The sequence below is a fragment of the Fontisphaera persica genome (genome assembly GCF_024832785.1).
In the GTDB taxonomy this organism is placed as follows: Bacteria; Verrucomicrobiota; Verrucomicrobiia; order Limisphaerales; family Fontisphaeraceae; genus Fontisphaera; species Fontisphaera persica.
The window spans coordinates 2,072,060-2,098,082 of sequence record NZ_CP116615.1; the positions used below are offsets into that span (position 1 = coordinate 2,072,060).

Below are 26,023 nucleotides of genomic sequence, written 5' to 3' on the forward strand. Positions count from 1 at the left end.
GACTTGAAGGCGCATTCCCAAGAACTTCTTGATCGAGCGATCGCAGCCATGCTGGCTGCGATCGAAGTGTATAATAAGCCAAACTTTCCGTATCGCGCCGAGTCTTTCGCTGCGTTGGCTGTGAACTCTTGGGAACTATTGATTAAAGCCAAGTGGCTCGTAGAGAACAAGAACCGTGTTGCCTCCCTTTATGTCCGTGAATCATCCCAAAGTGCGAACAAACCATCCAAGAAACCTCGAATCAAGAAATCCCGGTCTGGTAATCCGATGACGCATGGCATCGATTTCTTGTCGAAAAAGCTCGTGGAAAAGGGAGTTTTGGATCCGTCAGCCGGTAAGAACCTTGAGGCTATGATTGAACTGCGTGACTCTGTAGTTCACTTTTACAATCGCTCACCACTTTTCGTTCAACGGTTGCAGGAGCTTGGAGCAGCATGTGTCAAGAATTTCGCTGCCGCAATCGTAGATTGGTTTCAGCGAGACTTGGGAGAGTTCAACTTCTTCCTCATGCCGTTGTCCTTCGTCGAACTTGACACTAGCACGGCAGCGGTCATCCTAAATCCGCATGAAAAGAAATTTTTCACTTTCGTTAATACTCTCGAGCCAAAGACAGCCGATCCCTATTCTCGCTATTCGGTAACCGTGAACGTGGAGCTTCGGTTCACCAAGTCCAGAGCCAAAGACGCCTTGGCAATGCAATTGACTGATGATCCGAACGCGCCTGCTGTACGATTGACTGATGAGCAAATCCGCGAGCGTTATCCTTTAGACTACGCCAAATTGACGGATGAATGCAAAAAACGATATGCTAACTTCAAGGTAAATCAGGAATATCACTTATATCGCAAGGCTCTTCAGGGCGATAAGCGTTATTGCCATGTTCGTGAGCTTGACCCTGGCAACCCTAAGAGCGCCAAGAAGATGTTTTTCAACCCGAATATCTTTAGCGGATTGACAGACGCTACACTAAGAGGATATAGCAACCTGCCATTGCCTTTTGCATGAACTGATTGCCATGCATTAGATGAAGTGATGTTAAACGTTGTGGCTGATGGCGAGCTAGCGCGAGACGGTCTATGAAACCGTGATCAACCTGCTCCGTGCCCGCCTCGAAAAAGCCAAAAGTGTGCGAAAGGTTCAAGCTACGCTGATCAACGAGCCATGGACATATACGGAGGTGTGGTATTAATGGTGTGAGCTGAGCTGTTTGACCAAGAGTAGATGGACAATATGGTTTAGGTTAACGAAGGCGGAGATTGTGCGGATGGAGTGGGGGCGTAAAAACTGAGATAAGTCTGAAAATCTTCCGAATTTGTTTTCGTTACCCCCAGCCCTGATCAAATCGCGGTGGGTTTGGCGTTGGGGCTGGCTGCATTCTAAGAGATATCCATACCCCCATCGGCCGGGGTGGGAGGGGAATGGGTGGGTTCCGTGTGGGGTGGGTCGGTAATGTCTGGGGGTGACAAGTTGGACGTGAGAGACTTGCTTTTCTGCTTTGGCCTGCGCCAAGGCTCCCCCATGGAAAGCCGAATGCGGGAGGCTGATTTTGGGGATGTTGCTTTATATTCGGGGCATGCCTGGCTGGCTGGTCCGCCGGCAAGGCGGACTGCGGCGAGGTAATGACGGGAGCGGACGGGGGCATTTGGGCCGCCACTCGGAGTTCCAGTTGGGTGGTCCGCTGTTTGAGTTCTGCCACCCTGGCCCATTCCTGTTGGTGGACTGGGATTTGCGAATGCTTTGGTGGCTGACTGGGGTGAGATTGCTCCATCGAATGCTTTGTTTTCCTGGGAGCAGCAGGCAATCGCCGTTGAAGAAGGGCCCTGATAATGAGTTTGAGATTCTGGCGAAGCGATGAGGCAGGTGTTTGTTGCTTGGGCATAGTTATTGTTGGGAGTTGAGGTTTGCGGTTGGGCAACACAAGGAAGCTGGAACGGCAGTCTATAGCGCGGCCGGCCATGGTTTAATATCCTGTCAAGTCTATCCTTGCGCTTTTGAAAATGGTCACGCCACATTTCTTCAAGATATTCTCGGTTGCAGTGATGTTGATTCCACTTTTCCTCCTTCTTTTTCATCCACTTTTGAATATAACTCGGTTTGGTGAAGGTCGCGTGGCAGCAAGGGCCTGCTAGAATAAAGACGCTGTCCGAATATTGCGTGACCAGGCAGTAGTCTCTGGCCTTTAGGATATTACATTTGCGCCACTGTAAGTAATTGCAGAGATGATCCGGCTCTGCAAATTAGCTACCACAATATCACTTAATATGCTTTTGATCCGGCCAGGTCCCGGGCATGCCGGGGTGGAGGAAGTGGGCGAAATCCGAATCGATTCCAGATATCGGGGATCCTTAGGCGATGCCCATCCATAACGCAAATTGGTAAAATCTTCCCAAACGTCAAAGAGAGGAAGTCCGGACAAGGTTTATACCAGTCAACCAGCCGGTGGCTGATTAAATCCGCTCGGAGCAGGCACCAATGCAATTCGACTTTGCTTTCATTCAAATGCAAACACCAAAGCCGCGAAAAACGGATGGGGTCCTGTCCAGCAAACATCAGGTGCTCGAAGGAATCTATGATGTCACTTTGGCAATGCTGGATCGGTCGTAAGGCTCATTAAATGCCAAGACCCCGCTTTGGTACAGCCAAAGGCTGGATTTTTCTTGCCGGTATAGGTCATGGAGTGCATGTAACAATGCAACATCACCCCGAATAATCTCAGGAGCGTTTTCCCGAAGATGGCCGCGGTGATCCCACGGGCTGAGTTCATATGAGCCCGGTTTGGCGGTGTAGTGAGCGAGGAATACTTTTTGCACCATAAGTATTTTTACAATTGGAGCATGGAGTTGGAGTCAACACCCTGATTCTTACCATTATTGATTTCCCGCGAATAATAACTCCTAAGGAGCCTTCTCAATTCCTGAAGTATTCGAATTATGTTTTCATCAATCTGCCAATGGGGCTGCTTTGTGAGCTTGTCTCTTATAATAGAACATTTTTCACACAATTCCGGAAGCTCATCCTCGCCCTGGCTATTAGGGGACGTCGCAATGGTCGCCTGACATTTCTGCCGGATGAGTTCCGAGACGCTAATGCCCTTTTCCTTGGCGAGACTCGATCCAGGCGGTCTGCTCCTGCGTGGTGACGCGGATTGCTATGAAGTTATTTTTTATTTTTGGTATTATTTCCCGATTTTTTCATATGACCTTATTTTTTATTTCAATTAGGTTAAAATCTCGCGCGGCTAAACGTTGCAATTTCACTATTTTAAAGGCCGTGATTACCAGGGCAGGTGGGGCAATGGGTCCGATAATGTTCCTCCAGTTGCCGCAGGACGGCTGGCCCATGGAAACGCACGGGGCTGTGCATCCCGAAAGACGGGACAATTATGCCAGCAGCCACCCTTTGTCGGAGCAAATAAACCGAAAGGGACAAGAAGCTGGCTCCTTCTTGGTACATCACATACTCTGATGTGAGAATTGGGAAAGCACAAAGGTTGGGAGTTCATAGGCATGGCATGGTTTGGGGTTAGGCATTAAAAAGACACACAAGAGCCCGGTCTGGCCGGAGGGGTTCCCCACTACGGGCCGATCTGTCGGAAAAGCCCGCCTTTAGTGTCATATTTGGATTAATATTTCCGGAGGGCACAATAAGCCATTTTATGCACTCCTTTGAAGAGTGCCACCGCTTGGGAAAGCCAGCCTTCGGATGACCGATGATCCGTGCGGTTTTCCCTGTGTCCGAATAATCCGGTTTCATCTGTTGTCCTTCATGGTTTTGCATTCTTCGATTTACGGAACAATTTCTTATACCATGTTTCACCTTGTTCATTTTTAATCCTTGCTGGTTCAGTCAAACTCGCTTCTAAACGTTTAATTCGTGCCTCAAGATTTTCAATTTCTACACGTAATGAGGGACTGGCTTCCTCTTGGGGCGGCGGGGCGTTTTCCCCTCCCTTCGACTGAGATTGGCAGCTTGAGTTCCGGAGTTCTGCGGCTACCTCCTTGCATAATTTAATGAACTCATCTATCTCGGGGGCTTGTTGTATTTTCATGGGATTTTTCTGGTCAGGTTCTTGGTTTTCATTTGCGATAAATCGTCCCTAAGCAACCGCTTAGTGGTAAAAGCCTTTGAATTTTGATTCGCCGGAGACCAGAGCGTTGCCGCCTGGGCATGCTGATGATGACCATTTTGTTATCTTGGCCTGGGTAATGGCCGCCAGTTGCTGATTAACCCCGTGTAGATAAAACCTCGTCAGACTGTGTCTCCGAATCAGCGGCCGGACGCACCCGTGTTGACCTAATTTTCTGGTGCTTTTGATGGAAATGCCCAAATTGGAAGCTAATCCAGCGTGGCACCAACACACAGGACGGTTATGGGGCTGATGGTTTGTGTGTGACTCTTTCATAAGTATCGCAGTTTTTGTATTATATTTTTAACTTTGCGTGGGGTAGTTCAGTCTTCCACGCAGGGGGTTCTGAGGCCCTATCCCTTAAAGCGTGCCTCATTACTCCCTTCCTTATTATAATATTTTCGACAGCGCAGATTGAAAAAATAATGATTTTTTATGGACGGCGCCTTTTATTCACTCATCATTAAAATTTGCACTTTTATATAAAATTGGGGTATGTTGTTTTTCATTGCTCTTTATTCACGTTCAACCCGGGGTTGATCGACTCCAGGATGGCTTTTGGGGTGAGCGCATAGGAAATCCTGACCAGATAATTCGCAGTATACAGACAAGCACATGGTGATTTCCCTCTTCCCTACAATGGCACTGGTACTGAGTTCGAGCCACCTCCCTCCCCGCCAAATCACCCATGCTGAGTGGGGCAAGACCTTGTGAAAGAAAGCTTTTCCCGCCGCAAAATTTCCCCCAAAGCATCAATGATTAAATTTCAACTCTAAATCCTAATTTTTCCTATAATAATAATGATGGAGAACATGCAATGAGAACGACCTGCCAACATCATGCGGCCCAGCCAGCAAAACTGGAAACAATAATCCGATTGCGACTGAGCCAAAACTTGAAAATTAAACTAATGAAAAAGCCCAGGCCGAGAATTGCCCCTGCTCAACAATAATTCGCAATGCGATGAAAGGAAGGCAGTACTCTGGAGAACGGCGTAATCGGCTCCGTTTGATTAGTTTAACCTACAACTTGGCAGAGGAAATAAGCAGAGAAATGGTCAAAATCACTCTGAACAACGCCAAGCAAAATGCCCTTCCGGATTTAGTGGAACTATTACTGCTACCTTGGGTTTCCGTGCTGGCCTTGCTCGATGCGGTGCTGCACCACATGAGCAGGTCGTGCTATAAAGTTTGCCCACCCGCTCCATCCGCGTCGCGCCGGTTGCCGATGCAAATCCGGCAGGCGAGCCTCGCAAGGGAGGGCAATAGGCTTAGTCCCTTAAACCATATAAAAGCATGCTGGTAATATGCAAAAATGGTAAGAGACAGGTGTGGTTTGAATAGGGAACAAATCGAATAGGGATTAAATGATGGTGTCGTCCCTGAGAGGGGGCGTAAGAGGAGCCATCCTTGCCCATAGCTATGCCAGCCCGCTGGGGCTGGGCCGGGTATGTCCAATCCCGCAGTCACGGCGTAACATCGGATGCCTAGGCTAATGATGGCGGCTTGGTTTACTCTAACCTCCATCTCTTGAACCTTCCTACGTCTAAAAGGAGAACCGCCCAATACCCGGCCCCTTGCCAGTTGCATTTCACGACCAACACCTTCGTTAGGGAAAAGGCCTATGGCCGAGGTGCTCCCTGCTCATGGTATGTCGGGAACAGCCAAGGTCCTGCCCAGCAGCTTGGCTGCCGTTGCTGACCCTGGGCAATATGGTAAGATGGGATAACCCCAGGGAGACCTCCTGCCGTATTGCTGTTAAAATTTTTGTTACAACATTAACCTTATCTTGCTATCCTACTCGCTATCCTACTCGTAAATATGTTTTGCTAATCCATTCATTTAGAATGGATTATTATCATCTGCCCACGACTAGCCATCTTCCCCACCCAATAAACCATGTGTCCCCATTGGAACCGGCGGTGAAAACACGGGCCCAACCCCACTGTCCGGCTACCATGCCGCCACACGGTGCCCTTTACGCCACAGCCCTTCGTGCGCCGTCATCGTGGGGCAGACTTTTCACGTCGTAAGGATTGGAAAAGAGGCTTATTTCAGTATGTCTATTGCGTGGAGGAGGTATCCGCGATTAAGGCTGAAGGCCTTCTCCAACGCCTCCAGCCCTTGCACATAATGAAGCCCCGATTGCAAAACCAACCGGAGGGCGTTCGGGTGCTGGCTCCGTATCAAGACCTGCAATGGTTCCCCTTCCGGTACTGGCGGCGGCGGGTAACCCAACGAAACCCACAATCGCTCCATCGGCACCGGCTCCAACAGGCCACACACGGTGTACACCTCGGCCAGGCTCATCGAGCCCCCACCGGATCGATGTCAAGGCATGGCGGGGATAACGGCAGGCTTATCTCGAGGGACCGGGTGCGGTCCCAAAGCGTAGGCGGCTCATACCCCCACGCATCGTAAAGGACGGGCGGGGTGAGGCGGTCGTTTTGGAGCCGCTGGTGCACCTCGTTCCAGAAGCGCTGCAGCAGTTCGACTTCACTGCCCACCGGCTGACTGCCGGCCAACAAGGGAGTCAGGTTCGCGCCCCCTTCCCCACCGGAGGCAGGGGGTGCCGGTAAAGAATGAGTACCCTATGGTCGGTTGGCTCGTAGAGGTAGAGGGCAAAGATTTGGTTTCGACCGGGAGCGTTCCAGGCCGTGGCGGGCTGCCCCTCCAAGGGCAGGGTTTGTATATGGATATACATGGTTAATCCTTTCGTTGAGTTAGATTTGCCACAATGTCAGTGAACCCCAAGGGCGTTCAGTTCTGGGCGGGTGGAGAAGCATCCTGATTCTGGCTGGAAAACCCGGGGGCTAGAAGGGGCCAGCGATGGGTTCGCCAGGCCTCCTCCAAAGCCGCCACCCCCGCACGTAATACTGCCCAGATTGCAGCATCAACCCAAGGGCGCCGACGTGCTGGCTGCGCCACAATGCCTGCAAAGTCGGCCCCTCCGGCACCGGCGGCGGGAAACCCAGGAGCCAAACCACTCGGCCAGCGGCAGCGACCGGCCCGCCTGCTGGCGACGGTACACTTCCGCCAAGTCCAGGAAACGGGCCATCGGACTGGGGAGGTTGGGATTGTCCAGGAACGGCAGGCGCAGGTCATGGGCGAAGTTCCGGAAAAGCAGCGTGGGGATTACCCGCTGCCGGGCTTGGTACGCCACCAGCACGCCATTGGGATAGTTCTCAGCCCAATGATGCAGTTCAGTCCAGAGTGCGTGGAGAAGGTCTTTTCGGAAGGCACTGGCTGGCTGCCAATCAGGAGGGGTGGGAAAGGCGTCTGCGGTGGGATGGCGGTAAATTACCTTGTTAAGGTTTACCGTCCGCCAGTAGAGGTAGGCAGCAAAGATGTGGCACAAGCGCGGGTCAGCCCAAGCGTCCGGCGGCTGCCCTTCCAAGGGCAAGGTTTGCAGATAAAGAATCATAATTTATCCTTTCGTTCAGTGTTCAAAGAAAGTCAGTAAGGCTTTTTACTGCGAACCCCAGACACGACGACTCCTTGATGGCACGTAGTGGGCAAGTGACCGGAGCAGTCGCGGAGCCGATGGCCCCACCGGCCGGTGATTCAACGTAGTGTCCCCAAACCGGCTAGAGGCCTGAATTTTAAGGATTTAACCTCACCTTGATTCCCCCTTCCGTCGCCCTGATACCTGAGGTCTCGCGGAGCGCACGCGTCCCGTCCCGCAAAGCCTGACTTTGGCGTCTGGCGGAAGTCAATTCCCCTGCCTTCCCCCATCAAAACGGGGCAAGCCCAGCCCCCAAATCGGCTTTTGGCTTGCCTCACCTAGGCCATAGGAGCGGTGTCGTAGCGCAAGGCGTACCCCATGTAGCGTAGGCGTCCTCGCCTGCGAGTGATGCCTGCGTCCCGCAGGCCAATTCCCACTTTTCGATTCATGCACGCCTGCGTTACGGCGCATGAAAGATTAACGCACGGTTTGTTGTTTCCGAGCGTTTCCTCTTTACGTTGGCAATTCTGCAATCACGGAGCCGTGAGGCTCCGTGAACCCGCAGGCGAGACGCCTGCGCTACATTGTCTCCCTCATCATTCCTTGTCGGAAAAATGTGCGTTCGTCCCTTGAAATCTCGGCCATCCTCAACCAAACAGCGGCAGTTCCTGCGGCTAAAGGACCATCCTCCTCGTAAGCCAGGTGACCGGCGCGGCCATCCCCAGCACCGGGCCGCTTGCCTGAACCACTCCATTAACCCCGCGTCAAGAGTCTCGTCCACGACCACGCCCCCAAAACCGCGCCTTCCAACCTCCGCATGAAGGGCATCTAGGCGTTTACGGCTCATCGCCTTGTCAGGTGGCGTCCCGCAAGGCAGCGCCAGGATCATGACCGTCACAGTCGCCCAGATCGGGGCCAGCCCTCAGCCCCTTCGACCCGTGGTCAGTGGCCAGAACAGAGCGGCAGTCGCGGGTGGCCCCTACTGTCCGCGCGACCTGAGCGCCGCTAAATTCCTTACACCGTTTGTGTGGGACCGCCGGCAATGGGATTCGACGATGCGTGGGGTTCAAAGCCAGTTGTGTAAAAGCAACAACAGGAACGTCAGCAACCATCCCACAAGACCAATTGGAATGATCAATCGCTTCGGGCAGCGGTCGTAAAAAGAGTGTGCCAAAGATGCTTGCGGCTATCAGGCCAACAAAAACGTATGGCAAAGCTCTTTCGCCAATCATACGCTCCGCAGACTTCGGCAAAAATGTGCATACGGCCATGAAAAACATGCCTGAACCAGCGAAAATGATGTAACGGCCAAAAGGACCGACACGTGGTTGGGATTGCTCGTCCATCACTTGCAACAATTCCTTTGGTATTCGTCCACCATTCCTCGCAATGTGCCCTGCAAACCCTTAATTGTCTCATAGGTTTGCGCTGACATTGAAGCGCCCAAGTCGTTTTGCTCGTCTGCCAATCTGCCGTAAGGATCAAGGATTCGCTCCACGGTATTTGAAGCATCCTGCGCACCTTCCAGTGCAAGAGTTGAGCCTATATCTTTTGCCCCAATCGCTGCCGCCCCTGTATTGCGCGCTGCATTAGCTGCATACATCGCGTAATTAAACTCAAAAGACCCGGCTACGGCGACTTTGCCTGATGGAGTAAACACACCAACTGGAATTGTTCCTCTAGTTGCACTGGTGAAAATGGGTGCTGTCTTGGATGCATTTGCAGTCAGCGCTTTCCCCAGCCCCGTCACAGACTGGGCAGCAAAGGCGACGGAAATTCCAAGCGATATTTTCGCGCTGGTTTGGGCACTGTCGAACATCTGGTTGATGTCGCTCATGGAATGAAGCGCGTTGTGAATTGAATCCGACATACGTGCAATGGCCACTTTGAGTGCCGCGCAATCGGTCCATCCAAACGAGTCAATGTAATTGATCGGATCGTTTCCGACGTAGCCGTAGAAATTCAATCCCCCTTTTCCTCGATGGGGTCTCTGGAGAGCCACCGGGCGGGGTTGGGGAGTAGTAGCGGTGGCCGTAATAAGAGAGGCCAGTTTCCCAATCGTGGTATTTGGTGGAGAAGAGGTGATTGAACGTCTGGGCCAGGGGCCCGTGGCGCGGAGAAGCTCGCCAAACGGGCCGTATTCGTATTGCGCCACCACGCCACCGTCAGAGGCCCGCACGTAACCCATTACATTCCCATTCCCGTCATACACTGGAAAATACACCCCCGCCTTGGGGCCATTGTGAATCACCGTTGCCACCAAACCACCCACGCCCCCGCCCCGTGCGTCGTCCCCGACAAATCCACCCCCACACGTGCGTGCGTGCCGCACGTTGTACACCATTTACTTCGAGGCAATCTCCCTCCTCCACGATTGCCAACGTACCTATGGCTGCATTCACCTGCATCTTGTGGCTGACCCACCGCCAATATCCCCCAAAACCACCTCCCCGTCAAGCCCCGTTTCCATCACACTTCGGCAGGACGCCAAAGGGACATCCCGCTACAGCGGGACGTGTGCTCCCGAGACTTTCTTCCCTCCGTCCTCGCAGACGGCATGCGCCGTTTGTAGGGGCACCCGCAGGTGCGCGCTCAGAATCAATGAAATTAGCCGTTGGCAAAAGCAGCAACCGAGTGGCAGATTCACCCCTGACCTGGGAGCCGCCTCATAGCGCAACACGCCACCGCTGCTTGTCCTGGTCGTATTAATGCCGCAGGGTATTGAAAAAATTGGGCAGCGCCCGAGCTTCGTCCCCACCGATAAACCGGCCCACACCAGCCGCAGGCAGTTTACCACACAGCCTATCCAATAGCACAAGGTCAGCCCTTTGCCGGGAGTGCATCTCTGTATTTGCCAATTCCGCCCTCAGGGTGTCCAGCGGTAGCAACGCGTTGAAAGAGGTCGTTTTGCCCCGTTTGGAGCACCTCACAAACCAACTGGAAGGCAGTGGACCCCAGTTCGCCTGCTATTTCGTCTCGCGCCACCGGTCAACCATGCTCGGCAGCATGCCGTTTCCATGCTAAACATTCCCCTTGTTTTTGCCAAATGTTTATTGACCCAACTTAACTTAAATCCCTGCAAAAGCATGGATGCAAAATGTTGAAACTTGACTTTATATTTCTCGTATAAATATAAACCCCATTATGTTTGATCGCTGGTACACCGCAATTTTGAGGGAAAAGCTTGCCCGACCTTATGCCCACTTACTCTTCGGGGCTCGTCAAACCGGCAAGTCCACCCTCCTGCGCAACCTTCTGCCGCCCGACGCTTTGATCATTGACTTGGCCAATCCCCATGAGCGAATGCGGCATCTGGCCGACCCCGGTGCTTTTGTGCGAGACTGCCGCAGTTTGCCACCCAACCCCGGAGGCCAGTTTGTTTTCGTGGACGAAGCCCAGACGGTGCCCACTATTTTCGACGCCGTGCAACACCTCTACGACGGCGACAAAGAGCGCTGGCGCTTTGTGTTGTGCGGCAGCTCGGCACGCAAGCTGCGCCGCATCGGGGCCAACCTCCTGCCAGGCCGCAGTTTCTACCATCGCCTCGTCCCGCTCACCTTAGTGGAACATCCGCCCTTGGACACTCCCCGCCCTACGCCGTTTCCCCACTGCCTTTCGCATGGGTGCAAGGGCACCCGCACGCCCATCCCTTTCCTGCTGAGGACCTCTTGACCCGCCTCACCTTTGGTGACCTTCCGGGGGTGGTGGTCGCCCCCTCGCTGACCGGCCGGAGTTATTACGCTCCTACGCTTTTGTCCATCTGGAGGAGGAAATCCGCCGCGAGGCGTGGGTGAAAGACTGGGGAGCCTTTGTGCGCTTTCTGCAACTGGCCAGCCGCCGAATCGGGACAGATGGTGAACTTTGCCCACATTTCCAGAGAAAGCGGCGTCTCCCAGCCCACCGTGAAAAGTTACTACCAATTACTGGCCGACATGTTTGTAGGGGTGTGGATCGAAGCCTTCTCCCGCAGCCCGCGCAAATCCCTGCTCGCCACCCCCAAGTTTCTGTTTTTCGACCTGGGCGTGCGCCACGCCGCTGCCGGGCTGACCCCCACCCCGAACTGGTGAAAGCCGATCCCGGCCGCTATTTCGAGCAATGGGTGGGCTTGGAATTATGGAAACGGCTGCAATATCTGGGCGAAGGCAAGCTCCACCATTGGCGCACCAAGGACGGAGCAGAAGTGGACTTTATCCTGGAATGGCGGGGCACCTACAGCCCCATCGAAGTCAAGTGGACGGAAAATCCTGTTATCCAAGACGCCCGCCACCTCCTGGCTTTCCTGCGGAACCACCCTCAACAAGCCCAGCACGGCTACATTATTTGCCGTTGCCCGCGCCCCGCCCAAATCCACGACCAAATTACCGCCCTGCCTTGGTTTTGTTTGTAACCAGTGGTTGTGCGTTCCAAGCCATCCCCATCCCCGGCCGCAACCATCGCCGCCCTTTCAGTCACAACCCGCTTCCGTCGCTCCCTCACCACCGCGGGGACACCGCCTCCCCAAGAATAGGCGCATACGCCGGCCCGCTCCGGCCAATCGCTTGGTTCAGCAGGGTCACCGTGTACACCGCCTCGCGCAGGTTCACCCCCAGGTTGTCCCCGCCCGTCCCCTCCACCCGCCGGTTCCCAATGGTGTCGAACACATACTCAAACTCCTGCCATTCGAAAACAAAGTCTCAAAGTCCACAGGGATTGGTCACCAAGCGCGCGGTGGAGCCGCGTGCGATTGTAATAGGTTTCAAAGTAGGCGAAGGCGTCCACCTGCGCCTCGGCGCGGGTGGCGTTGCCGCCGTGGTCCGGCTGACTTTTCCGCGGCAGACTCGCCCATCACCCTGTCGTGGTAGCCCTATTTGCATCCTCATCAACACCGTTACAACCCGAGTCCACCCCAACCCGTCGTCCAGCGGCAGCGAATCCTCTAGGACTGGACGCCACGCATTCCGCAGCGATCCCGCACAGCGGGACAAGGGCTTTGGCACACGCGCCTGCCTGTGCGTCGCGCCCGCAGACAGGCGGGTGGCCGACCTTCCTCCGGCGCGGCCTATGCGCCGCTAGATCCTTCACACCTTTTGGCGGCACACCGGCTCTATTTCGATTCGGGTGGATTTTGCTGCGTGGCGGAAAAAGTGAACCCCTGGTCTTGCCTGCGTCGGTGGACAAGACCTTGAACGTGTCGCTGCCATGCGCGAACACGTTTTGAGATTCTAAACCTTGGAAGTCGCCGACCGTGCGCGGCAGCTTCACATGACGAACCACGTTGCTGCTCTTGACGAAGACAAGGAGATAGAAGGTGTCGGACGAATCAATGTGCGTCTTCTCTGCTTCAGCCCACTTGAACCCCAATTGAGCGTGGATTCTGTCAACAGGCGTGTATGGGCCGAAGATAAACAGCTTGTCCCAGGCAAAATCTGTCACAGCAGAAATGGCTACAGTCGAATTCGTGGTTGCGGTTGCGGCCTGTGCCCAACGCTCTAGTGCCCTTACCAAACCGCTCTCAGACTTCGCGCAGGCAAACAAACCAAATGCCATCACTGTCGCTGAGATGGCCAGGAAAACTCCAGGAGACTTCATGGCGTGATAACTTTCAGTTTGCCGTCATCAAGCGCCTTTTGGCAAAGGTCGGCACAATGCCAGTCTGAGATGCAAACCCGCGTCCAGCCGCATTGTTGTGTTCATCCATTTCCCTCTCGTTCTTGGGTTGCCCTTTTCGGTCGCCAGCGTTCTCGTGGTTGTCGCCAATGTCTTTTGCACATTGTTGGCCGATGGCTCTAGCCATCTCACAACTCCAGAAGCAATGCCGCCAAGCGTCGGCCTTGTCGTTGTGAAGCAACATTCCAGGAAACCGCTTTTGCGTTTCTGATAATGCTTGTCCGGCCAGTGCGGCGGCCTTTTGGACTTCTCAGCACCGCAATCCCACCAACATGCAAATTTCTCCCTAAAGTCAGCGTTACCACCTCCGTAGTAGTCCAAGCCGAGAGGATCAATTCGGCTGATTGGGTTGTTTCCTACGAAGCCGTAGAGGTTGATTCCGCCGCGTTCCCCGATTGGATCACGCGATGGCCACCTGCCGGCGGTGGGGAGTAGTAGCGGTGGCCGTAGCAAGAGAGGCCGGTTTCCCAGTCAAAGTATTTGGTGGAGAAGAGATGATAGAAGTCCTTGGCCAGGGAGACAGTGGCTCGAAGAAGTTCACCAAACGGGCCGTATTCGTATTGGGCCACCATGACCCCATCAGAAGCCCGGACGTAACCCATTACATTCCCATTCCCGTCATACACCGCAAAATACACCCCCGCATTTGGACCATTGTGAATTACCGTCGCCACCAAACCACCCACGCCCCCGCCCCGTGCGTCGTCCCCGACAAATCCACCCCCACACGTGCGTGTGCACCTCGCCCGTCACTTCTTCGACTTCGGCGATCATGTTCCATCCATCATGTACATATTTCCACCGGCTTTGCAACTGCCACACCCCGCCCACCTTGCCCGACACCACCTGCCCCACTGAATCGTGTGGAGGTTAAAAGGAATGCTATGCCCCTGGTTCAGGTAAGTGAATATTTTTCATGTTAGCCCGAAACCGCTTCTGCTGTTCCCGAAAATGATTGTAAACCGATGGATAATTTCTTGATGACCGCTTTTTACTTAGAAAGAATTGCTCCATCTCATTTGCCGCTTGCCAATACCCGCTTGTCTCAATGTCCAACGAGCAATGTCGAGCCGCTTCACCAATTAATTCCAACACCCTCATAAGGTTCCGGCAATCTTCAGCACTCGACTTCATTGTCTGTTTGCTCAGTCTCAACATCCAACGCTTCTCGGCGAGAAGCAAATGCCACAATGCAGCATGGTAATCTCCTTTTTCAGCCAACTGGCAGCCGCGGCGAAAGTGGCGTTTGAAGCTTGACTCCTTCCAGGCAAAATATGCCACCATGGCCAGACCACAGCCACATATCAGAACAACAGTATAACCACCCCCGGGAAGTTCTGGCATAGTTACTCACAGAGTTGCACACAACACCCTGCGGCCTCTGCGCACCGCAAGTACTCAAGGAACAGCCCTTCAGCCACAGCATCCCGGGCTTGCTTTAGCGAGACGCCAAATTGATGCACACCCATCGTCTGAATGAAGAAATAGTTGCGGTTCAACGCTGCCTGAAACTCCCTCGAACAATCTGATCCTTTGTCTCCCGGACAGTGGACCAGCCCCTGTGCCGCTGAAAGAATGGCACTGCCATCCAACTGGGCGGCCCGCGAGGCAAGGCCAGCCTGAAAGTTGTAAAGTTCGATTTCTGACTGCGCCTCAAGGTTGTAGTTGCGGTACTCCCCCACCTCAGCCATCTGTCTGATAAATACCATCCACCCCCAGCTACTGTTCCCACTCCCATAATCCCCAATGCGGCCCGCCCTGCACTAAACCACCCAAACTGAGCTAATCCTGCTTGAACGGTTCCTCTGAAAACGACCGCGCTGCCGCCACTGATTCCGACCGCAGCCCGGTTGTTGCGGATGATAGCAGGCAGGTTTCGGAGATGCACCATCAACACCTGGTTATAGGCTTGCGCTTGGCTGATCAAACCTGACTGAAGCTGATTCCGAATCTGCGTGAGTTGTGCTTCAAGATTGAAGCCGGTGCTCAGGCGGTGAAAGTCAGTTGTCAGCCGGATGCAGAAACCCTGGTTTCTCGCTCCGTAGGCTGTGTAACGAGCCAGCCATTCAGGATTGACGTGATGGAGTTCGGTGTCAGCAAGACCAAGGAAGTCAATCCGGTTCAGCGGGTCATTGCCGACCATCCCATACAGGTTCATCCCGCCTGCTTCTTCGATGGGGTCTCTGTTGAGCCACCGGGCGGGGGTGGGGAGTAGTAACGGTAGCCGTAGTAGTACAGGCCGGTTTCCCAGTCGTGGTATTTGGTGGAGAAGAGGTGGTGGAACGCCTGCGTTAGGGGCCGGTGGCGCGGAGGAGTTCGCCAAAGGGGCCGTACTCGTATTGCGCCACCCACACCCCATCCGCCGCCCGCACGTACCCCATCACATTCCCATTCCCGTCATACACCGGCCAATACACCCCCGCCCTCGGGCCATTGAGAATCACCGTCGCCACCAATCCACCCACGCCCCCGCCCCTTGCGGCGTTCCCGACAAGTCAGCACCCCACACATGCGTGCGCACCTCGCCCGTCACTTCTTCGACTTCGGCGATCATGTTCCACCCATCATACACATATCTCCACCGGCTTTGCAACTGCCACGCCGTCCCCACCTTGTTCGACACCACCTTGCTCACCCGCCGCCCCATCCAGTCATACCCAAACCGCACCTCCAAGTTCGGCGCGCCCAGGTTCACCGCTGTGCTGCCCATGTACATCCACGCCAGCCGGTTCTCCGCATCCCACCGGTACGCTCACCACCCATCCGAATACAGGTTCACTTCCACATGCTCCCCACCCTCAACAATGTGTCCATCAAACCAAGGCAAACCCGATAGAGGCATTTGCTTCAGTCTAGTCGCACGGAAGGCCACCTGGGAAGGGCGTTAGTCAGAATAATGCCGCCTCTAAATGAAATACCTACAAAGGCATCATTGGTGACTACAATATATGAATACTTTTTGGTAAAGACAATCGCAAGTTCATTCTGAACAGGATCAGGTGTGCCTTTTAACCCGGCTGAACGCCATTTTTCTACTTCCGGATTAAATAGCAGACTTTGGTTCGTTCGGATTTCTTTTAGATAATCAAATAGGTGCTTCGCTTCCAAATCGTGAATTGCCTTTTCGATGTTCGTGTATTTTTGCCCATAGTCTTCGAGGAAAGCGAGTTGCACTTGTTGCACAATGCCATGTAGGAAAGCAATATCGCGATTGTAGTCTCGTTGCTCTTTACTTAGCCGACCGCCACGGTGGCAAGAAACCAAAAACAAGGTTGCAATTAATATGCCTATTGGTTTGCTAAGCTGCTTCATGGATTGATCGTCAAAACAGTTTCTCCAGTCTCAACATTCACGATGCGATTGCCTCGAAAACCTACTTCCCCTTCGAAAATGTCAATTGTTTCCGCATTCGGGAATTGCCGTCTAAGATCATTCATCAAGGCTATTCCAGATCGGCCTTTGCCGGCAAAGCATACCACAAGAGTAACTCTCGCCCCCTTACACAATATGCCATTGATCAGTTTGAATAACAACTCTGCTTTAAAGTGGTTTCAGAATTCTATTCTGGGTTTCTTGGCTGAAATGGGACGGGATATTCCATTTGTACTGGTCATAGTTATCAAGGGCGCTATATTGCTCACTGTCAGGAATAAAATTAATAGCCCCCGGTTGACCGTGGGCACTTATTACAAAATGTTTGATGCAGTGCCCAAAGCAACACCTGCCCTCCGAATCATGCTTTTTGTAGGCTTTTAGTTCTTTAACCCGGCTAATCGCGTTATCCAGCGAATTCACATAGGTGGTGGCGTTGGGTTGAAGCCAAAAGCGCTCCCAAGCATTTCCGATATCCTCCTTCTTAAGGAACTCCAGAACTAGATTATCCTTACACCAGCCACCTTGCGACGAATATTGATGCCATGCTGGACCGCCAAAATAGCCCAAATAATCCCACCGCATGATAGGATTATTTTCCACGTATCCGAATGTATTCACCCCACCCTTTTCCTCAATTGGATCGCGGCTCAGCCAGCGGCCTTGGGCGGGGAGTAGTAGCGGTGGCCGTAGAAAGAGAGGCTGGTTTCCCAGTCGTGGTATTTGGTGGAGAAGAGGTGGTGGAACGACTGCGCCAGCGGGCCGGTGGCGCGGAGGAGCTCGCCAAAGGGGCCGTACTCATATTGCGCCACCCACACCCCATCCGCCGCCCGCACGTACCCCATCACATTCCCATTCCCGTCATACAGCGGCCAATACACCCCCGCCCGCGGGCCGTTGTAAATCACCGTCGCCATCGGCTCAAGGGCACAACCTGCCTCCCCAAGGCCTCATCACCCCGCATGGCTTCTCTTTTGCATCTTCAGGCTGACCCACCACCAATATCCCCCAAAACCACCCCCTTCAAGCCCCGTTTTCCTCCCCATCGGCGGGACGCCGATAGAACCCGCACGCGGGACGCGTGCGCTACCCAAGACCTTTACACCCTTGCAACCCCTTCACGCCTTGGCGCTCCATGGCGTCTATCCCCGGCATCATCTGTGGCTGACTCGCCCCCAATATCCCATCACCCCCGCCACAATTCAAGCCCGTAATTTCAATTCTCGCTGCCCGACTCTCAACTTCCCGCCCACCGCCGCTTGCCCCAGAAGATACTCCTGAGCCACCGTCCTGTTGAACTAACTGCCTAACTTTTTGCAAACCACTATACCCAAGGTGGCCCTCATAACCGGGCAACTCCACCAGGGACGAGGCAATGCGAGTAATAGGTTTTACTTACTTTCCGTAGTTACCTTATCCAATTCTGCGCAGAGATAATCATCCAACTCGTCAAAGTCTCCCTTGGCAAGATAGGTTAAGAAGACCTCGCAGAACCTCTTCTGGTTATTTTTAGGAACCGCCCCGGATTCCAGTATGCGATTCGCCAATTCAAGACTCGCTTGTGCTCTGCCAAAATGAAAATGGGGATAAACCCGAGCTGGCCATGAACGCGCATTCATCAGTTGCCAGTTTGGAGAAGTGCTTGACAACGAGCCATCTCTCGACATGATACGCGAGATTTCAGAATGGTTCACCTTTTCCTGGAGGTTAATCCACAGAATGAAACATCTCGTCCGCAACTGCCCTGTGCGGGTGTCAATCGACGTATCTGTACCAAAGGCTTTGTAATAGCCGAGATGCGTTAGAACAGCGATCAGCACTAGGCAAATACCGACCACCGCAGTTCCCCAGACCAAACATCGGCTAGTGGGCTTCATTTATGGCGCTGTTTTTGACATTTCAGGATTAGACCCCTGAAAGCTGGAGTACCTTCAACAGGAGGATATATTTCAATAGTATGGGCATTAAGCAATTCGCCTTTGGAGTCATTGTCTTCAGTGCCGTAAATATGAGTCAACTCGTGCAGCATTAAGGATGCGGTTACCTTTTCTTCCCAATGCTTGCCTGGCGACGTATTCAACTGTAGCACGGGATCCCAAAGCGGCACCGGTGACACAATAATTTGCATATCGGTGCCTCTCTCGAGCTTCCGCTGCTCAATTTCCAGCTTCTCACTCTTGGAATTCACGCCCTGAATCAACCGGTCCATTATCTTCTTCAATGCTTCAAGCTGTCGAATCATGTCTGGACAGCAAAAACGAGAGCTTTTATTCTGGGAATGAGATCTTTTAGCTCGTCAGATATTCTTTGGGCCTGTGCCCCAGCTTGATCTACGAGGTTCTTCACCTTCTGCTTTTGGGCGTCAGTAAATTTATCTAACCAATCAAACTGCAGATCATAGAGACCGAGCCAATCGAAATGACTTATTGGACGATTTCCAACAAAGGCATACAGGTTTACGCCGTTTGAGGCATTGCTAACAAAGCCGTATAAATCCTGACCCCTACCTCTCCAATCGGATCCTTGCTCAACCACCGGCCGGTGGTGGGGAGTAGTAGCGGTGGCCGTAGTAATAGAGGCCGGTTTCCCAGTCGTGGTATTTAGTGGAGAAGAGGTGGGGAACGCCTGGGACAGGGGGCCGGTGGCGCGGAGGAGTTCGCCAAAGGGGCCGTACTCGTATTGCGCCACCCACACCCCATCCGCCGCCCGCACGTACCCCACCACATTCCCATTCCCGTCATACGCCGGAAAATACGTTCCCGCATTCGTCCCGCTGTGCACCACCACCGCCAAAAGACCCCCAACACCCCCGCCCCCTGCCGCGTGCCCGACAGATCATTGCCCCACACCAACGTCATCCACCGCGCCGCCGTCCCCGCGTCCAGCACCGCCACCACGTTCCACCCGTCATACACATACCGCTGCCCAGACCCCAGCACCCACGCCCCACTCACCCAGTTGCTCACCACCTTGCTCACCCGCCGCCCCAGCCCATCGTAGCCATACACCAGCTTCTGCCGCGGCACCCCGCGCCACCGCCGCCATCGCCGTCTCCTGGGCAATCAACCGATTCTCCGCATCCCACACATAACTCCACTGCCCGTCGCTCTGTAAATTCCCGTCCGCATCATATTGCAGGCTCTCGTTGTACGGCGGCACAAACAGGCGCCCAAAGTTGGTGCGCAGCAAGTCATTCGTCGGCTGGTTCAACACCGCGATATTTGTCACCCCCAGCCACACCGCCCCCGCCGCGTTGGTCACATGCAGTTCCTTGCGGAAATACTCCCCTTCCGCTCCGCCACCTGGTGGTTCACCGTCACCGTCGCGCGCTGTGGGCGCTGCCCAAAATGTTCACAAAACCCGGATTCTCCCGCCCCGTCACCTGGTTGAGCAGGTTCACCGCCTGCGCCCCCGCCCGCCCGTCGCGCACCGTCCGCCGCCGGTTCCCAATCTCATCAAACTCATACCCAAACTGCTGCCCCGCCACCAAGCTCCCATCCCCCACCGCCGCACCGCGTTGGTCAACTGCCCCAGGTAATCGTATTGATATTCCCACCGCATCCCTCCGCTGTTCGTCACCGCCTCCCGCTGGTTGGCCAGGTTGTACCCGTACAGAAAGACGGACGCCACCTGCCCGGTGGGCGGCACGTTGGCCACCTCCACCAGCCGCTGCAATCCGTCGTACCGGCGTGTCTGCGTCATGCGCGTGCTCGCCCCGCTCTGCCACTCCACACTACTCACCAGCGACGACGTTGGCCAGTACGAAATGACCGCCGTGTACCCCCAAAACTCACCCCCGCAGCCGCCCCCGGCGTCGTATTCATAATTGGCCCCCGCCGCATTCCCGTTCCCATCGCAGGCGGTGGCTTTCGTTGTAACCCCAAATGCGTTCGCTGTTTATACAGAACAATACAATGCCAGCCATTTGACGAACCACATAGAATAGCTTATGCTCATACCCAGCTATGCGACCGGAACATTAAACTTGCATGATATGCGACCTTTCTTTTTATCGTATTTGTATGCTTTAACTTTATCCAGCAGTTCTTCATCGGTTAATATGATGTATATAATATTACTATTCCTTGCGCCAAGCACACTAGTACATACAGCTTTCCGCCCAGTTGATACCAAATAATCATTTATACAGAGTTGAACTATCCTTTCATCAATGCGAATATTGGGTAGCTTCCAGAGCCAGTCCTCGGACGGTTTATGACTTAGTTTTGTTATGCTTACATTTGGTATTGCCGCTCCGACAGGAAATCGCATGTCGTCGTTTGTCTTACAACCACTGAATATTGTCACCAACACTATTATGATGATATAGTATCTCATAATGTATTCTCCTTATTGTTTTTGCGGCTTTTGAACTAAAACATCCGCCGTTGGGTTTTCTATTGGCTTTCCAGTATGGTGTGTCCTGACTTTCGATATTTTCAGAGCACGCCTGAGCATGTTTTCAGCTCTGCATGCCCTCTCTTCGCAAAGTAGCAACTTCGTGCGGGCATTAGTTTCTTTTTCCGAGCGATTCAATACCCACCTCAAATTCATAGGCGTGCCAAAGCTCATGTAATAATGAGGATACAGCGGGTCCGAGTTGCTTTGAATTTGCGAAGTCATTGAAAGGATTGATGTATATATCGGCCCCGTTAAACGCAATTTCATAGTCCGGAATCTCATCCCCTGAAGAGAGTTTGATGGACCCTTTATCAACCATCTTCCAGAATGGCCGACAATAGTTAACGCTAACATCGCCGTCATCCTCATCCAGGTTTACTGGGGCGGGTCTAATCCTGAACATACGCGGAGAAGCATGAAGTATGTCAAGAAGCGTTTTGAATGCTGGAGCAGCCAGCTTTATTTGAATTAATAGTTCGCCTACCCTTTTTCTAAACTCCGGAGGAGCATTCTCATCTATTTTTAATACTAGACCTACAATATCGAAGTAATTGACGGAATCATTCCCGCAGAAGGCGTAGAGGAGAGGCCGCCGGCCTCGTGCAACGGGTCCCGGCTTAGCCAGCGGCCTTGGGCGGGGAGTAGTACCGGTAGCCGTAGTAGTACTGCCCCGTCTCCTCATCGCAATACTTGGTCGAAAACCGGAACGGATTCACTAACGCCACCGGCCCGTTGGACCTATGCGAGGCGTTGAGTGAACTGTTCCCTTCGGCGAGACGCCGAAGGGACATCCCGCTACAGCGGGACGTGTGCTCCCGAGACCAACAGCCTGTGCCAGTCCCGTTGGAAAAACCCTCGAAACCAAAGCACCCCTCCTGCAGCACATGTGCCCAAGCCACCCCGCCCCCGCACCAAACGACGCCCAGCCACAGCCATAGCCACACCCTCAGCCACAGCTCTAGCATGGCCTTCTGCCTCAATAGCTCATCACGGCGCATGGTTTGCATCATATCAAGCCCCACTCCCTCTGTCCATTGAAACGGGGCAAGGCCGTTCACTCCGACGAGAAACTAGACGCCCTTTTCCAACAAACCTCTCTTTCTCCTTAGAATTAGCTTTTAGATTGCCGAGTGCTTCATGTATCAGCTTTTCTTGGTCAGGAGGCAATGACATCTGTTTGCGGTATAAGGCCACGGCGTAAACTTGCTCAAGTGTCCCCCATTCACTCTTGAATGAATCTTTCCAATCTTGATCCACTGTTTTCAAACACAACAACAGGGAATCGAGATTGCTGATCAATTGGCCCAGAGAAATTTCCCCGCTTCAAACCGTAAGATCTGCGACTCCATTAGGTCAACCTGTCGTAAATCGTAATCGTGGTCAGTGTCTGCCATACTCATTCCTCATTGTTTGATGCGACCATAAACGACAGTGACAACAGTACCGGAGGCGGTGTCTGTAATAACTGTCACGTCGTTCACAACGTCATAATGTGCCGTTGTTCCTGGAACTTTACCCGAATATTTTTGGCCATTTTCTATCGTATTCTCAACAACCGACGGCGGAATGCCTTGGGATTGCATCCGGTCAAATGCATGTCCCGAGAAGTTCCTTCCTGCAATCGATCCTCCTGGATTTGTTCCATCAACGACCGCGAGACGACTACCTCGACTGCCAACAGGTGTTGTTGCCGGTATCCCCTCTGCGGCGCACTTCTTCCTCTTGAAAAAGCTCAACAAACGCTGCCACACACTGCTCTTTCCGCTCGTGGTGGCCACCCTTTAACCACCACCGCTCCCGCCGCCCCCACCGGCGGCGTGGGGCTGTTTAAATAAAGTTCCGCCAGATCACAGGCCATTTGACGGTCGCCCTCAACGTCCGCACGCCGAGCCTTCCCTGTGCAAATGCCGCGGCCATCCCGCTGGCATCTTCCTCATCCTTGAGTTGGTTCAGGGCATCCTCGTAATCCCTAAACTTGGTTTCCTTATTGTGGGGTTGGGTCTTCGCCCACTCGTCCAACCGCTTCTTACCCTCCAATTCAGCAAAGCTGGGGGCTATCCATGTCCAAAGATTCCACCAATCCCCAACCTCCAAGCCCAGCGGGTCCACATAATCCACTGGATCATTCCCGCAGAAGGCGTAGAGGTGGAGGCCACCGGTCTCGTGCAACGGGTCGCGGCTAAGCCAGCGGCCCTGGGCGGGGAGTAATAGCGGTAGCCGTAGTAGTACTGCCCCGTCTCGTCATCGCAATACTTCGTCGAAAACCGGAACGGATTCACTAACGCCACCGGCCCGGTGGCCCCTGCGAGGCGTTGAGTGAACAGTTCCCTTCGGCGAGACGCTGAAGAGTACACGCCGGAGACGTGTGCTCCCCGAGACCAACAGCCTGTGCCAGTCCCGTTGGAAAAACCCTCGAAACCAAAGCACCCCCTCCTTTGGCACATGCGCCCAAACCACCCCGCCCCCGCCCAATACCAGGCCCAAGCACAGCAAGGCCCACAACCACACCGTCAGCCACAGCCTTGGCCTGGCCCCCGCCTCAATGGCTCATCACGGCGCATGGTTTTCAAAATATCAATCCCTCCCCGCTGACAATTAGCAGGGTGTTGAAAAAGTCATTCTCAGATAAAATAACATGCAAAAACCTCAATGATTTCGAGGGTCGATTTTCCAAAACACACCTTTTTCAACAGCCTGCTAGAAGCGATTTTCCAATACAAGCCGTTTTCGATAGCCTGTCAAACTTGGTAAAGGTTAAAAGCATCGATTTCAGATTACTTATCCCGTTTTTCGCGAAGATTCCTTTTCCTTAGGTATATCATGTTATATGACAAAAGCATTATAGAAAGGGCTGACAAAACCATGGACATATGAAGTCCACTTCTACAGCCATTGTAAGATGATACCAAGGAACCAATTTTTATTCTTGCATAATTTTTTAACTTGTTTATATCTTGGTGTTCGTCGATTTTTGGTAAATTAAACTTTTACTTTGCCCCCCAACCATGCCCCCATACCAATGAAGCAAAGAATTAGATGCCCCCAAAAGGAATATCACAATAATATTGATCGCATTAGGTCGATTCATTAGTCCTCCCAGAGTCCTAGCAGATTAATTCTAACGTTAACCACATCGTAGATCAAAGAATCCCACATGCGCTCCCAAAGTGACACTCGCTTGATTAATTTTCTTTCATATAAGTAAGGCTCACATTGAATGCGGTGTATCTCTACACGGTCCCAATAAAAGATACAATAATCCATACCAGGGATCAAATTAATTATGGGATCATTCGGGTCATCGGATATTGCTTCCCCCAATAATGAGGAGACCTAATCCCGTGAGCTAAACTAATGCTGAAATTACCCGGAAGCACCACCCATGTGTGTGGCAAATCTTCTCTCCCAACAATACTAAAAGTCCAAGAAGCATCATATTTCTGGCAGGCTAACCTTGTCGCCATCCAATCCGCTTGATCGTTACACGCGTAATTCTTATGCCATGGGCTATATGAAAGAAGGTTGTTTTTAAACCGATTATCACACCGATATTCTTCCTCACACATTTCCATAACACCACGCAGAAAGTTTGTAACAATATTGTGGACATCACGCTCGCTTAATCCAAGATAATCGTGCTTTCTTATGGGGTCATTCCTAATAAATCCATAGATATTTAGATTCCATTCAAAGATGACAAACGCCATGTTTGTCATAACAAAAACGCTATTGGAAGTCTGTTTGCTCATTTCTCCAATTGGATCCCTACTAAGCCATCTACCGCCAATGGGGAGTAGTAGCGGTAGCCGTAGTAGTACTGCCCTGTCTCGTCATCGCAATACTTGGTCGAAAACCGGAAAGGATTCACCAACGCCACCGGCCCGGTGGCCCGTATCGGCTCCCCAAACGGCCCATACTCATACTCCGCCGCCCACGCTCCCGTCGCCCCGTTCACCAGCCCCACCACGTTCCCATTCCCGTCATACGCCGGAAAATACGTTCCCGCATTGGTCCCGCTGTGCACCACCACCGCCAAAAGACCCCCAACACCCCCGCCCCCTGCCGCGTGCCCGACAGGTCATCGCCCCAAACAAAGGTCAGCAAACGCGCCGAACTGGCAGCATCCAGTATCGCCACCAGGTTCCACCCGTCATAGACAAACCGCTGGCCATAGCCCAGCACCCATGCCCCCGACACGTAGTTGCTCACCACTTTGCTCACCCGCCGACCCATCCAGTCGTACCCGTACACCAGTTTCTGCCGCGGCGCCCGGCGTTGTACGCCGCCGGCAACGTCTCCTGCGCCACCAACCGGTTCTCCGCGTCCCACGTGTATGACCATTGCCCGTCGCTCGTCAGGTTCCCGTCCGCATCATATTGCAGGCTCTCGCTGTACGGCGGCACAAACAGGCGTCCAATGTGGGTGCGCAGCAAGTCGTTCGTCGGCTGGTTCAACACCGCTATATTCGTCACCGCCAGCCACACCGGCCCTCCCGCGTTGGTCACATAGAGTTCCTTGCGGAAATACTCCCCTTCCGCTCCGCCACCTGGTGGTTCACCGTCACCGTCGCCGCGCTGTGGGCGCTGCCCAAAATGTTCACAAAACCCGGATTCTCCCGCCCCGTCACCTGGTTGAGCAGGTTCACCGCCTGCGCCCCCGCCCGCCCGTCCCGCACCGTCCGCCGTCGATTTCCCACCTCATCAAACAGGTATCCAAACTGCTGCCCGGCCACCAGGCTCCCGTCGCTCCACCGCCGCGCCGCGTTGGTCAACTGCCCCAGGTAATCATATTGATATTCCCACCGCATCCCCCGGTGTTCGTCACCGCCGTCCGCTGGTTCGCCAGGTTGTACCCGTACAAAAAGGTGGCCGCCACCTGCCCGGGAGGCGGCGCGTTGACCACCTCCACCAGCCGCTGCAATCGGTCGTACCGGCGCATGTGGGTGATGCGGGGACTCGCCCCGGACTTCCACTCCACACTACTCACCAGCGAGGAGGTTGGCCAGTACGAAATGGCTGCCGTGTACGACCCGAA

Annotated in this window: 31 protein-coding genes and 3 pseudogenes; 4 read left to right on the top strand and 30 right to left on the bottom strand. The window is 53.5% G+C overall.

Features of this window, described 5'->3' with window-relative positions:
• Positions 1 to 3: 3 nt before the first annotated feature.
• Positions 4 to 1,005, top strand: coding sequence for a DUF3644 domain-containing protein (locus NXS98_RS07390; RefSeq protein WP_283847831.1), 1,002 nt, complete (start codon positions 4 to 6; stop codon positions 1,003 to 1,005).
• A gap of 2,758 nt (positions 1,006 to 3,763) precedes the next feature.
• On the opposite strand, the gene NXS98_RS07395 is transcribed toward NXS98_RS07390, so the two are convergent.
• From NXS98_RS07395 to NXS98_RS07410, 4 genes are all read right to left on the bottom strand, one after another.
• Positions 3,764 to 4,048 carry a hypothetical protein gene (locus NXS98_RS07395; RefSeq protein WP_283847832.1) on the bottom strand — a complete coding sequence of 95 codons (285 nt, stop codon included), beginning with the start codon at positions 4,046 to 4,048 and terminating at the stop codon, positions 3,764 to 3,766.
• Between the two features lie 2,126 nt (positions 4,049 to 6,174).
• Positions 6,175 to 6,435 carry a hypothetical protein gene (locus NXS98_RS07400; RefSeq protein ID WP_283847834.1) on the bottom strand — a complete coding sequence of 87 codons (261 nt, stop codon included), beginning with the start codon at positions 6,433 to 6,435 and terminating at the stop codon, positions 6,175 to 6,177.
• A gap of 583 nt (positions 6,436 to 7,018) precedes the next feature.
• A complete protein-coding gene (locus tag NXS98_RS07405; RefSeq protein WP_283847835.1) occupies positions 7,019 to 7,549 on the bottom strand; it encodes a hypothetical protein in 531 nt (176 codons plus the stop codon).
• A 1,366-nt stretch (positions 7,550 to 8,915) separates the two neighbouring features.
• The gene (locus tag NXS98_RS07410; RefSeq protein ID WP_283847836.1) at positions 8,916 to 9,842 is read right to left on the bottom strand and encodes an RHS repeat-associated core domain-containing protein; all 927 of its coding nucleotides are present in this window, start codon (positions 9,840 to 9,842) and stop codon (positions 8,916 to 8,918) included.
• An 872-nt stretch (positions 9,843 to 10,714) separates the two neighbouring features.
• Between NXS98_RS07410 and NXS98_RS07415 the strand changes: the two genes are divergently transcribed.
• The 3 genes from NXS98_RS07415 to NXS98_RS07425 all read left to right on the top strand — a co-directional run bounded on the left by NXS98_RS07415 (position 10,715) and on the right by NXS98_RS07425 (position 11,957).
• The gene (locus NXS98_RS07415) at positions 10,715 to 11,242 is read left to right on the top strand and encodes an AAA family ATPase (RefSeq protein WP_283847837.1); all 528 of its coding nucleotides are present in this window, start codon (positions 10,715 to 10,717) and stop codon (positions 11,240 to 11,242) included.
• A 137-nt stretch (positions 11,243 to 11,379) separates the two neighbouring features.
• Positions 11,380 to 11,637: a DUF8612 domain-containing protein gene (locus tag NXS98_RS07420; protein ID WP_283847838.1), complete on the top strand. Its 258-nt coding sequence runs from the start codon at positions 11,380 to 11,382 to the stop codon at positions 11,635 to 11,637.
• Positions 11,634 to 11,957, top strand: coding sequence for a DUF4143 domain-containing protein (locus NXS98_RS07425; RefSeq protein ID WP_283847839.1), 324 nt, complete (start codon positions 11,634 to 11,636; stop codon positions 11,955 to 11,957). Before NXS98_RS07420 ends, NXS98_RS07425 begins: the two co-directional genes overlap by 4 nt.
• An 85-nt stretch (positions 11,958 to 12,042) precedes the next feature.
• Here NXS98_RS07425 and NXS98_RS07430 read toward each other — a convergent pair whose 3' ends face one another.
• The 26 genes and pseudogenes from NXS98_RS07430 to NXS98_RS07545 form a co-directional block, all read right to left on the bottom strand.
• Positions 12,043 to 12,210, bottom strand: a complete 168-nt coding sequence (locus tag NXS98_RS07430) for a hypothetical protein (protein ID WP_283847840.1) — start codon at positions 12,208 to 12,210, stop codon at positions 12,043 to 12,045.
• Positions 12,211 to 12,394: 184 nt separating this feature from the next.
• Positions 12,395 to 13,138, bottom strand: coding sequence for a hypothetical protein (locus NXS98_RS07435; RefSeq protein WP_283847841.1), 744 nt, complete (start codon positions 13,136 to 13,138; stop codon positions 12,395 to 12,397).
• A gap of 13 nt (positions 13,139 to 13,151) precedes the next feature.
• A pseudogene (locus tag NXS98_RS17955) lies at positions 13,152 to 13,448 on the bottom strand (DUF6973 domain-containing protein); the annotation flags it as partial.
• Between the two features lie 137 nt (positions 13,449 to 13,585).
• Positions 13,586 to 13,669: pseudogene (locus NXS98_RS17960) on the bottom strand (hypothetical protein); the annotation flags it as partial.
• Positions 13,670 to 14,098: 429 nt separating this feature from the next.
• Complete coding sequence (locus NXS98_RS07445) at positions 14,099 to 14,560, bottom strand: hypothetical protein (protein ID WP_283847843.1); 462 nt, start codon at positions 14,558 to 14,560, stop codon at positions 14,099 to 14,101.
• Between the two features lie 2 nt (positions 14,561 to 14,562).
• A complete protein-coding gene (locus NXS98_RS07450) occupies positions 14,563 to 14,907 on the bottom strand; it encodes a hypothetical protein (protein ID WP_283847844.1) in 345 nt (114 codons plus the stop codon).
• Between the two features lie 458 nt (positions 14,908 to 15,365).
• Positions 15,366 to 15,575, bottom strand: a pseudogene (locus NXS98_RS17965) (hypothetical protein); the annotation flags it as partial.
• Positions 15,508 to 15,681: a hypothetical protein gene (locus tag NXS98_RS07455; protein WP_283847845.1), complete on the bottom strand. Its 174-nt coding sequence runs from the start codon at positions 15,679 to 15,681 to the stop codon at positions 15,508 to 15,510. The gene NXS98_RS07455 and the pseudogene NXS98_RS17965, both read right to left, overlap by 68 nt.
• Positions 15,657 to 15,926, bottom strand: coding sequence for a hypothetical protein (locus tag NXS98_RS07460; RefSeq protein WP_283847846.1), 270 nt, complete (start codon positions 15,924 to 15,926; stop codon positions 15,657 to 15,659). The genes NXS98_RS07455 and NXS98_RS07460 overlap by 25 nt, the downstream gene beginning before the upstream one ends.
• Positions 15,927 to 16,063: 137 nt before the next feature.
• Complete coding sequence (locus tag NXS98_RS07465; RefSeq protein WP_283847847.1) at positions 16,064 to 16,528, bottom strand: hypothetical protein; 465 nt, start codon at positions 16,526 to 16,528, stop codon at positions 16,064 to 16,066.
• Positions 16,529 to 16,756: 228 nt separating this feature from the next.
• A complete protein-coding gene (locus NXS98_RS07470) occupies positions 16,757 to 17,173 on the bottom strand; it encodes a hypothetical protein (RefSeq protein WP_283847848.1) in 417 nt (138 codons plus the stop codon).
• A 65-nt stretch (positions 17,174 to 17,238) separates the two neighbouring features.
• Positions 17,239 to 17,505, bottom strand: a complete 267-nt coding sequence (locus NXS98_RS07475; RefSeq protein WP_283847849.1) for an RHS repeat-associated core domain-containing protein — start codon at positions 17,503 to 17,505, stop codon at positions 17,239 to 17,241.
• A 474-nt stretch (positions 17,506 to 17,979) separates the two neighbouring features.
• The gene (locus NXS98_RS07480) at positions 17,980 to 18,465 is read right to left on the bottom strand and encodes a hypothetical protein (protein ID WP_283847850.1); all 486 of its coding nucleotides are present in this window, start codon (positions 18,463 to 18,465) and stop codon (positions 17,980 to 17,982) included.
• Positions 18,462 to 18,830, bottom strand: a complete 369-nt coding sequence (locus NXS98_RS07485; protein WP_283847851.1) for a hypothetical protein — start codon at positions 18,828 to 18,830, stop codon at positions 18,462 to 18,464. Before NXS98_RS07485 ends, NXS98_RS07480 begins: the two co-directional genes overlap by 4 nt.
• The gene (locus NXS98_RS07490) at positions 18,827 to 19,381 is read right to left on the bottom strand and encodes a hypothetical protein (protein WP_283847852.1); all 555 of its coding nucleotides are present in this window, start codon (positions 19,379 to 19,381) and stop codon (positions 18,827 to 18,829) included. The genes NXS98_RS07485 and NXS98_RS07490 overlap by 4 nt, the downstream gene beginning before the upstream one ends.
• Before the next feature lie 114 nt (positions 19,382 to 19,495).
• Positions 19,496 to 19,849, bottom strand: coding sequence for a hypothetical protein (locus NXS98_RS07495; RefSeq protein WP_283847853.1), 354 nt, complete (start codon positions 19,847 to 19,849; stop codon positions 19,496 to 19,498).
• Positions 19,850 to 19,984: 135 nt separating this feature from the next.
• On the bottom strand, positions 19,985 to 20,290 hold the full coding sequence (locus NXS98_RS07500) for a hypothetical protein (protein ID WP_283847854.1): 306 nt from the start codon (positions 20,288 to 20,290) through the stop codon (positions 19,985 to 19,987).
• 808 nt (positions 20,291 to 21,098) lie between these two features.
• Complete coding sequence (locus NXS98_RS07505) at positions 21,099 to 21,671, bottom strand: Pumilio-family RNA binding repeat-containing protein (protein WP_283847855.1); 573 nt, start codon at positions 21,669 to 21,671, stop codon at positions 21,099 to 21,101.
• 721 nt (positions 21,672 to 22,392) lie between these two features.
• Positions 22,393 to 22,767, bottom strand: coding sequence for a DUF4258 domain-containing protein (locus NXS98_RS07510; RefSeq protein WP_283847856.1), 375 nt, complete (start codon positions 22,765 to 22,767; stop codon positions 22,393 to 22,395).
• Positions 22,768 to 22,816: 49 nt separating this feature from the next.
• Positions 22,817 to 23,158, bottom strand: a complete 342-nt coding sequence (locus NXS98_RS07515) for an RHS repeat-associated core domain-containing protein (protein WP_283847857.1) — start codon at positions 23,156 to 23,158, stop codon at positions 22,817 to 22,819.
• Positions 23,159 to 24,270: 1,112 nt separating this feature from the next.
• Positions 24,271 to 24,738 carry a hypothetical protein gene (locus NXS98_RS07520; RefSeq protein ID WP_283847858.1) on the bottom strand — a complete coding sequence of 156 codons (468 nt, stop codon included), beginning with the start codon at positions 24,736 to 24,738 and terminating at the stop codon, positions 24,271 to 24,273.
• A complete protein-coding gene (locus NXS98_RS07525; protein WP_283847859.1) occupies positions 24,735 to 24,956 on the bottom strand; it encodes an RHS repeat-associated core domain-containing protein in 222 nt (73 codons plus the stop codon). The genes NXS98_RS07520 and NXS98_RS07525 overlap by 4 nt, the downstream gene beginning before the upstream one ends.
• On the bottom strand, positions 24,941 to 25,210 hold the full coding sequence (locus NXS98_RS07530) for a hypothetical protein (RefSeq protein ID WP_283847860.1): 270 nt from the start codon (positions 25,208 to 25,210) through the stop codon (positions 24,941 to 24,943). The genes NXS98_RS07525 and NXS98_RS07530 overlap by 16 nt, the downstream gene beginning before the upstream one ends.
• The gene (locus NXS98_RS07535; RefSeq protein WP_283847861.1) at positions 25,207 to 25,494 is read right to left on the bottom strand and encodes a hypothetical protein; all 288 of its coding nucleotides are present in this window, start codon (positions 25,492 to 25,494) and stop codon (positions 25,207 to 25,209) included. The genes NXS98_RS07530 and NXS98_RS07535 overlap by 4 nt, the downstream gene beginning before the upstream one ends.
• Entirely contained in the window at positions 25,491 to 25,796 is a 306-nt protein-coding gene (locus tag NXS98_RS07540; RefSeq protein ID WP_283847862.1) for a hypothetical protein, read from the bottom strand. Before NXS98_RS07540 ends, NXS98_RS07535 begins: the two co-directional genes overlap by 4 nt.
• Positions 25,757 to 25,966, bottom strand: coding sequence for a hypothetical protein (locus NXS98_RS07545; RefSeq protein WP_283847863.1), 210 nt, complete (start codon positions 25,964 to 25,966; stop codon positions 25,757 to 25,759). The genes NXS98_RS07540 and NXS98_RS07545 overlap by 40 nt, the downstream gene beginning before the upstream one ends.
• Positions 25,967 to 26,023 lie beyond the last annotated feature (57 nt).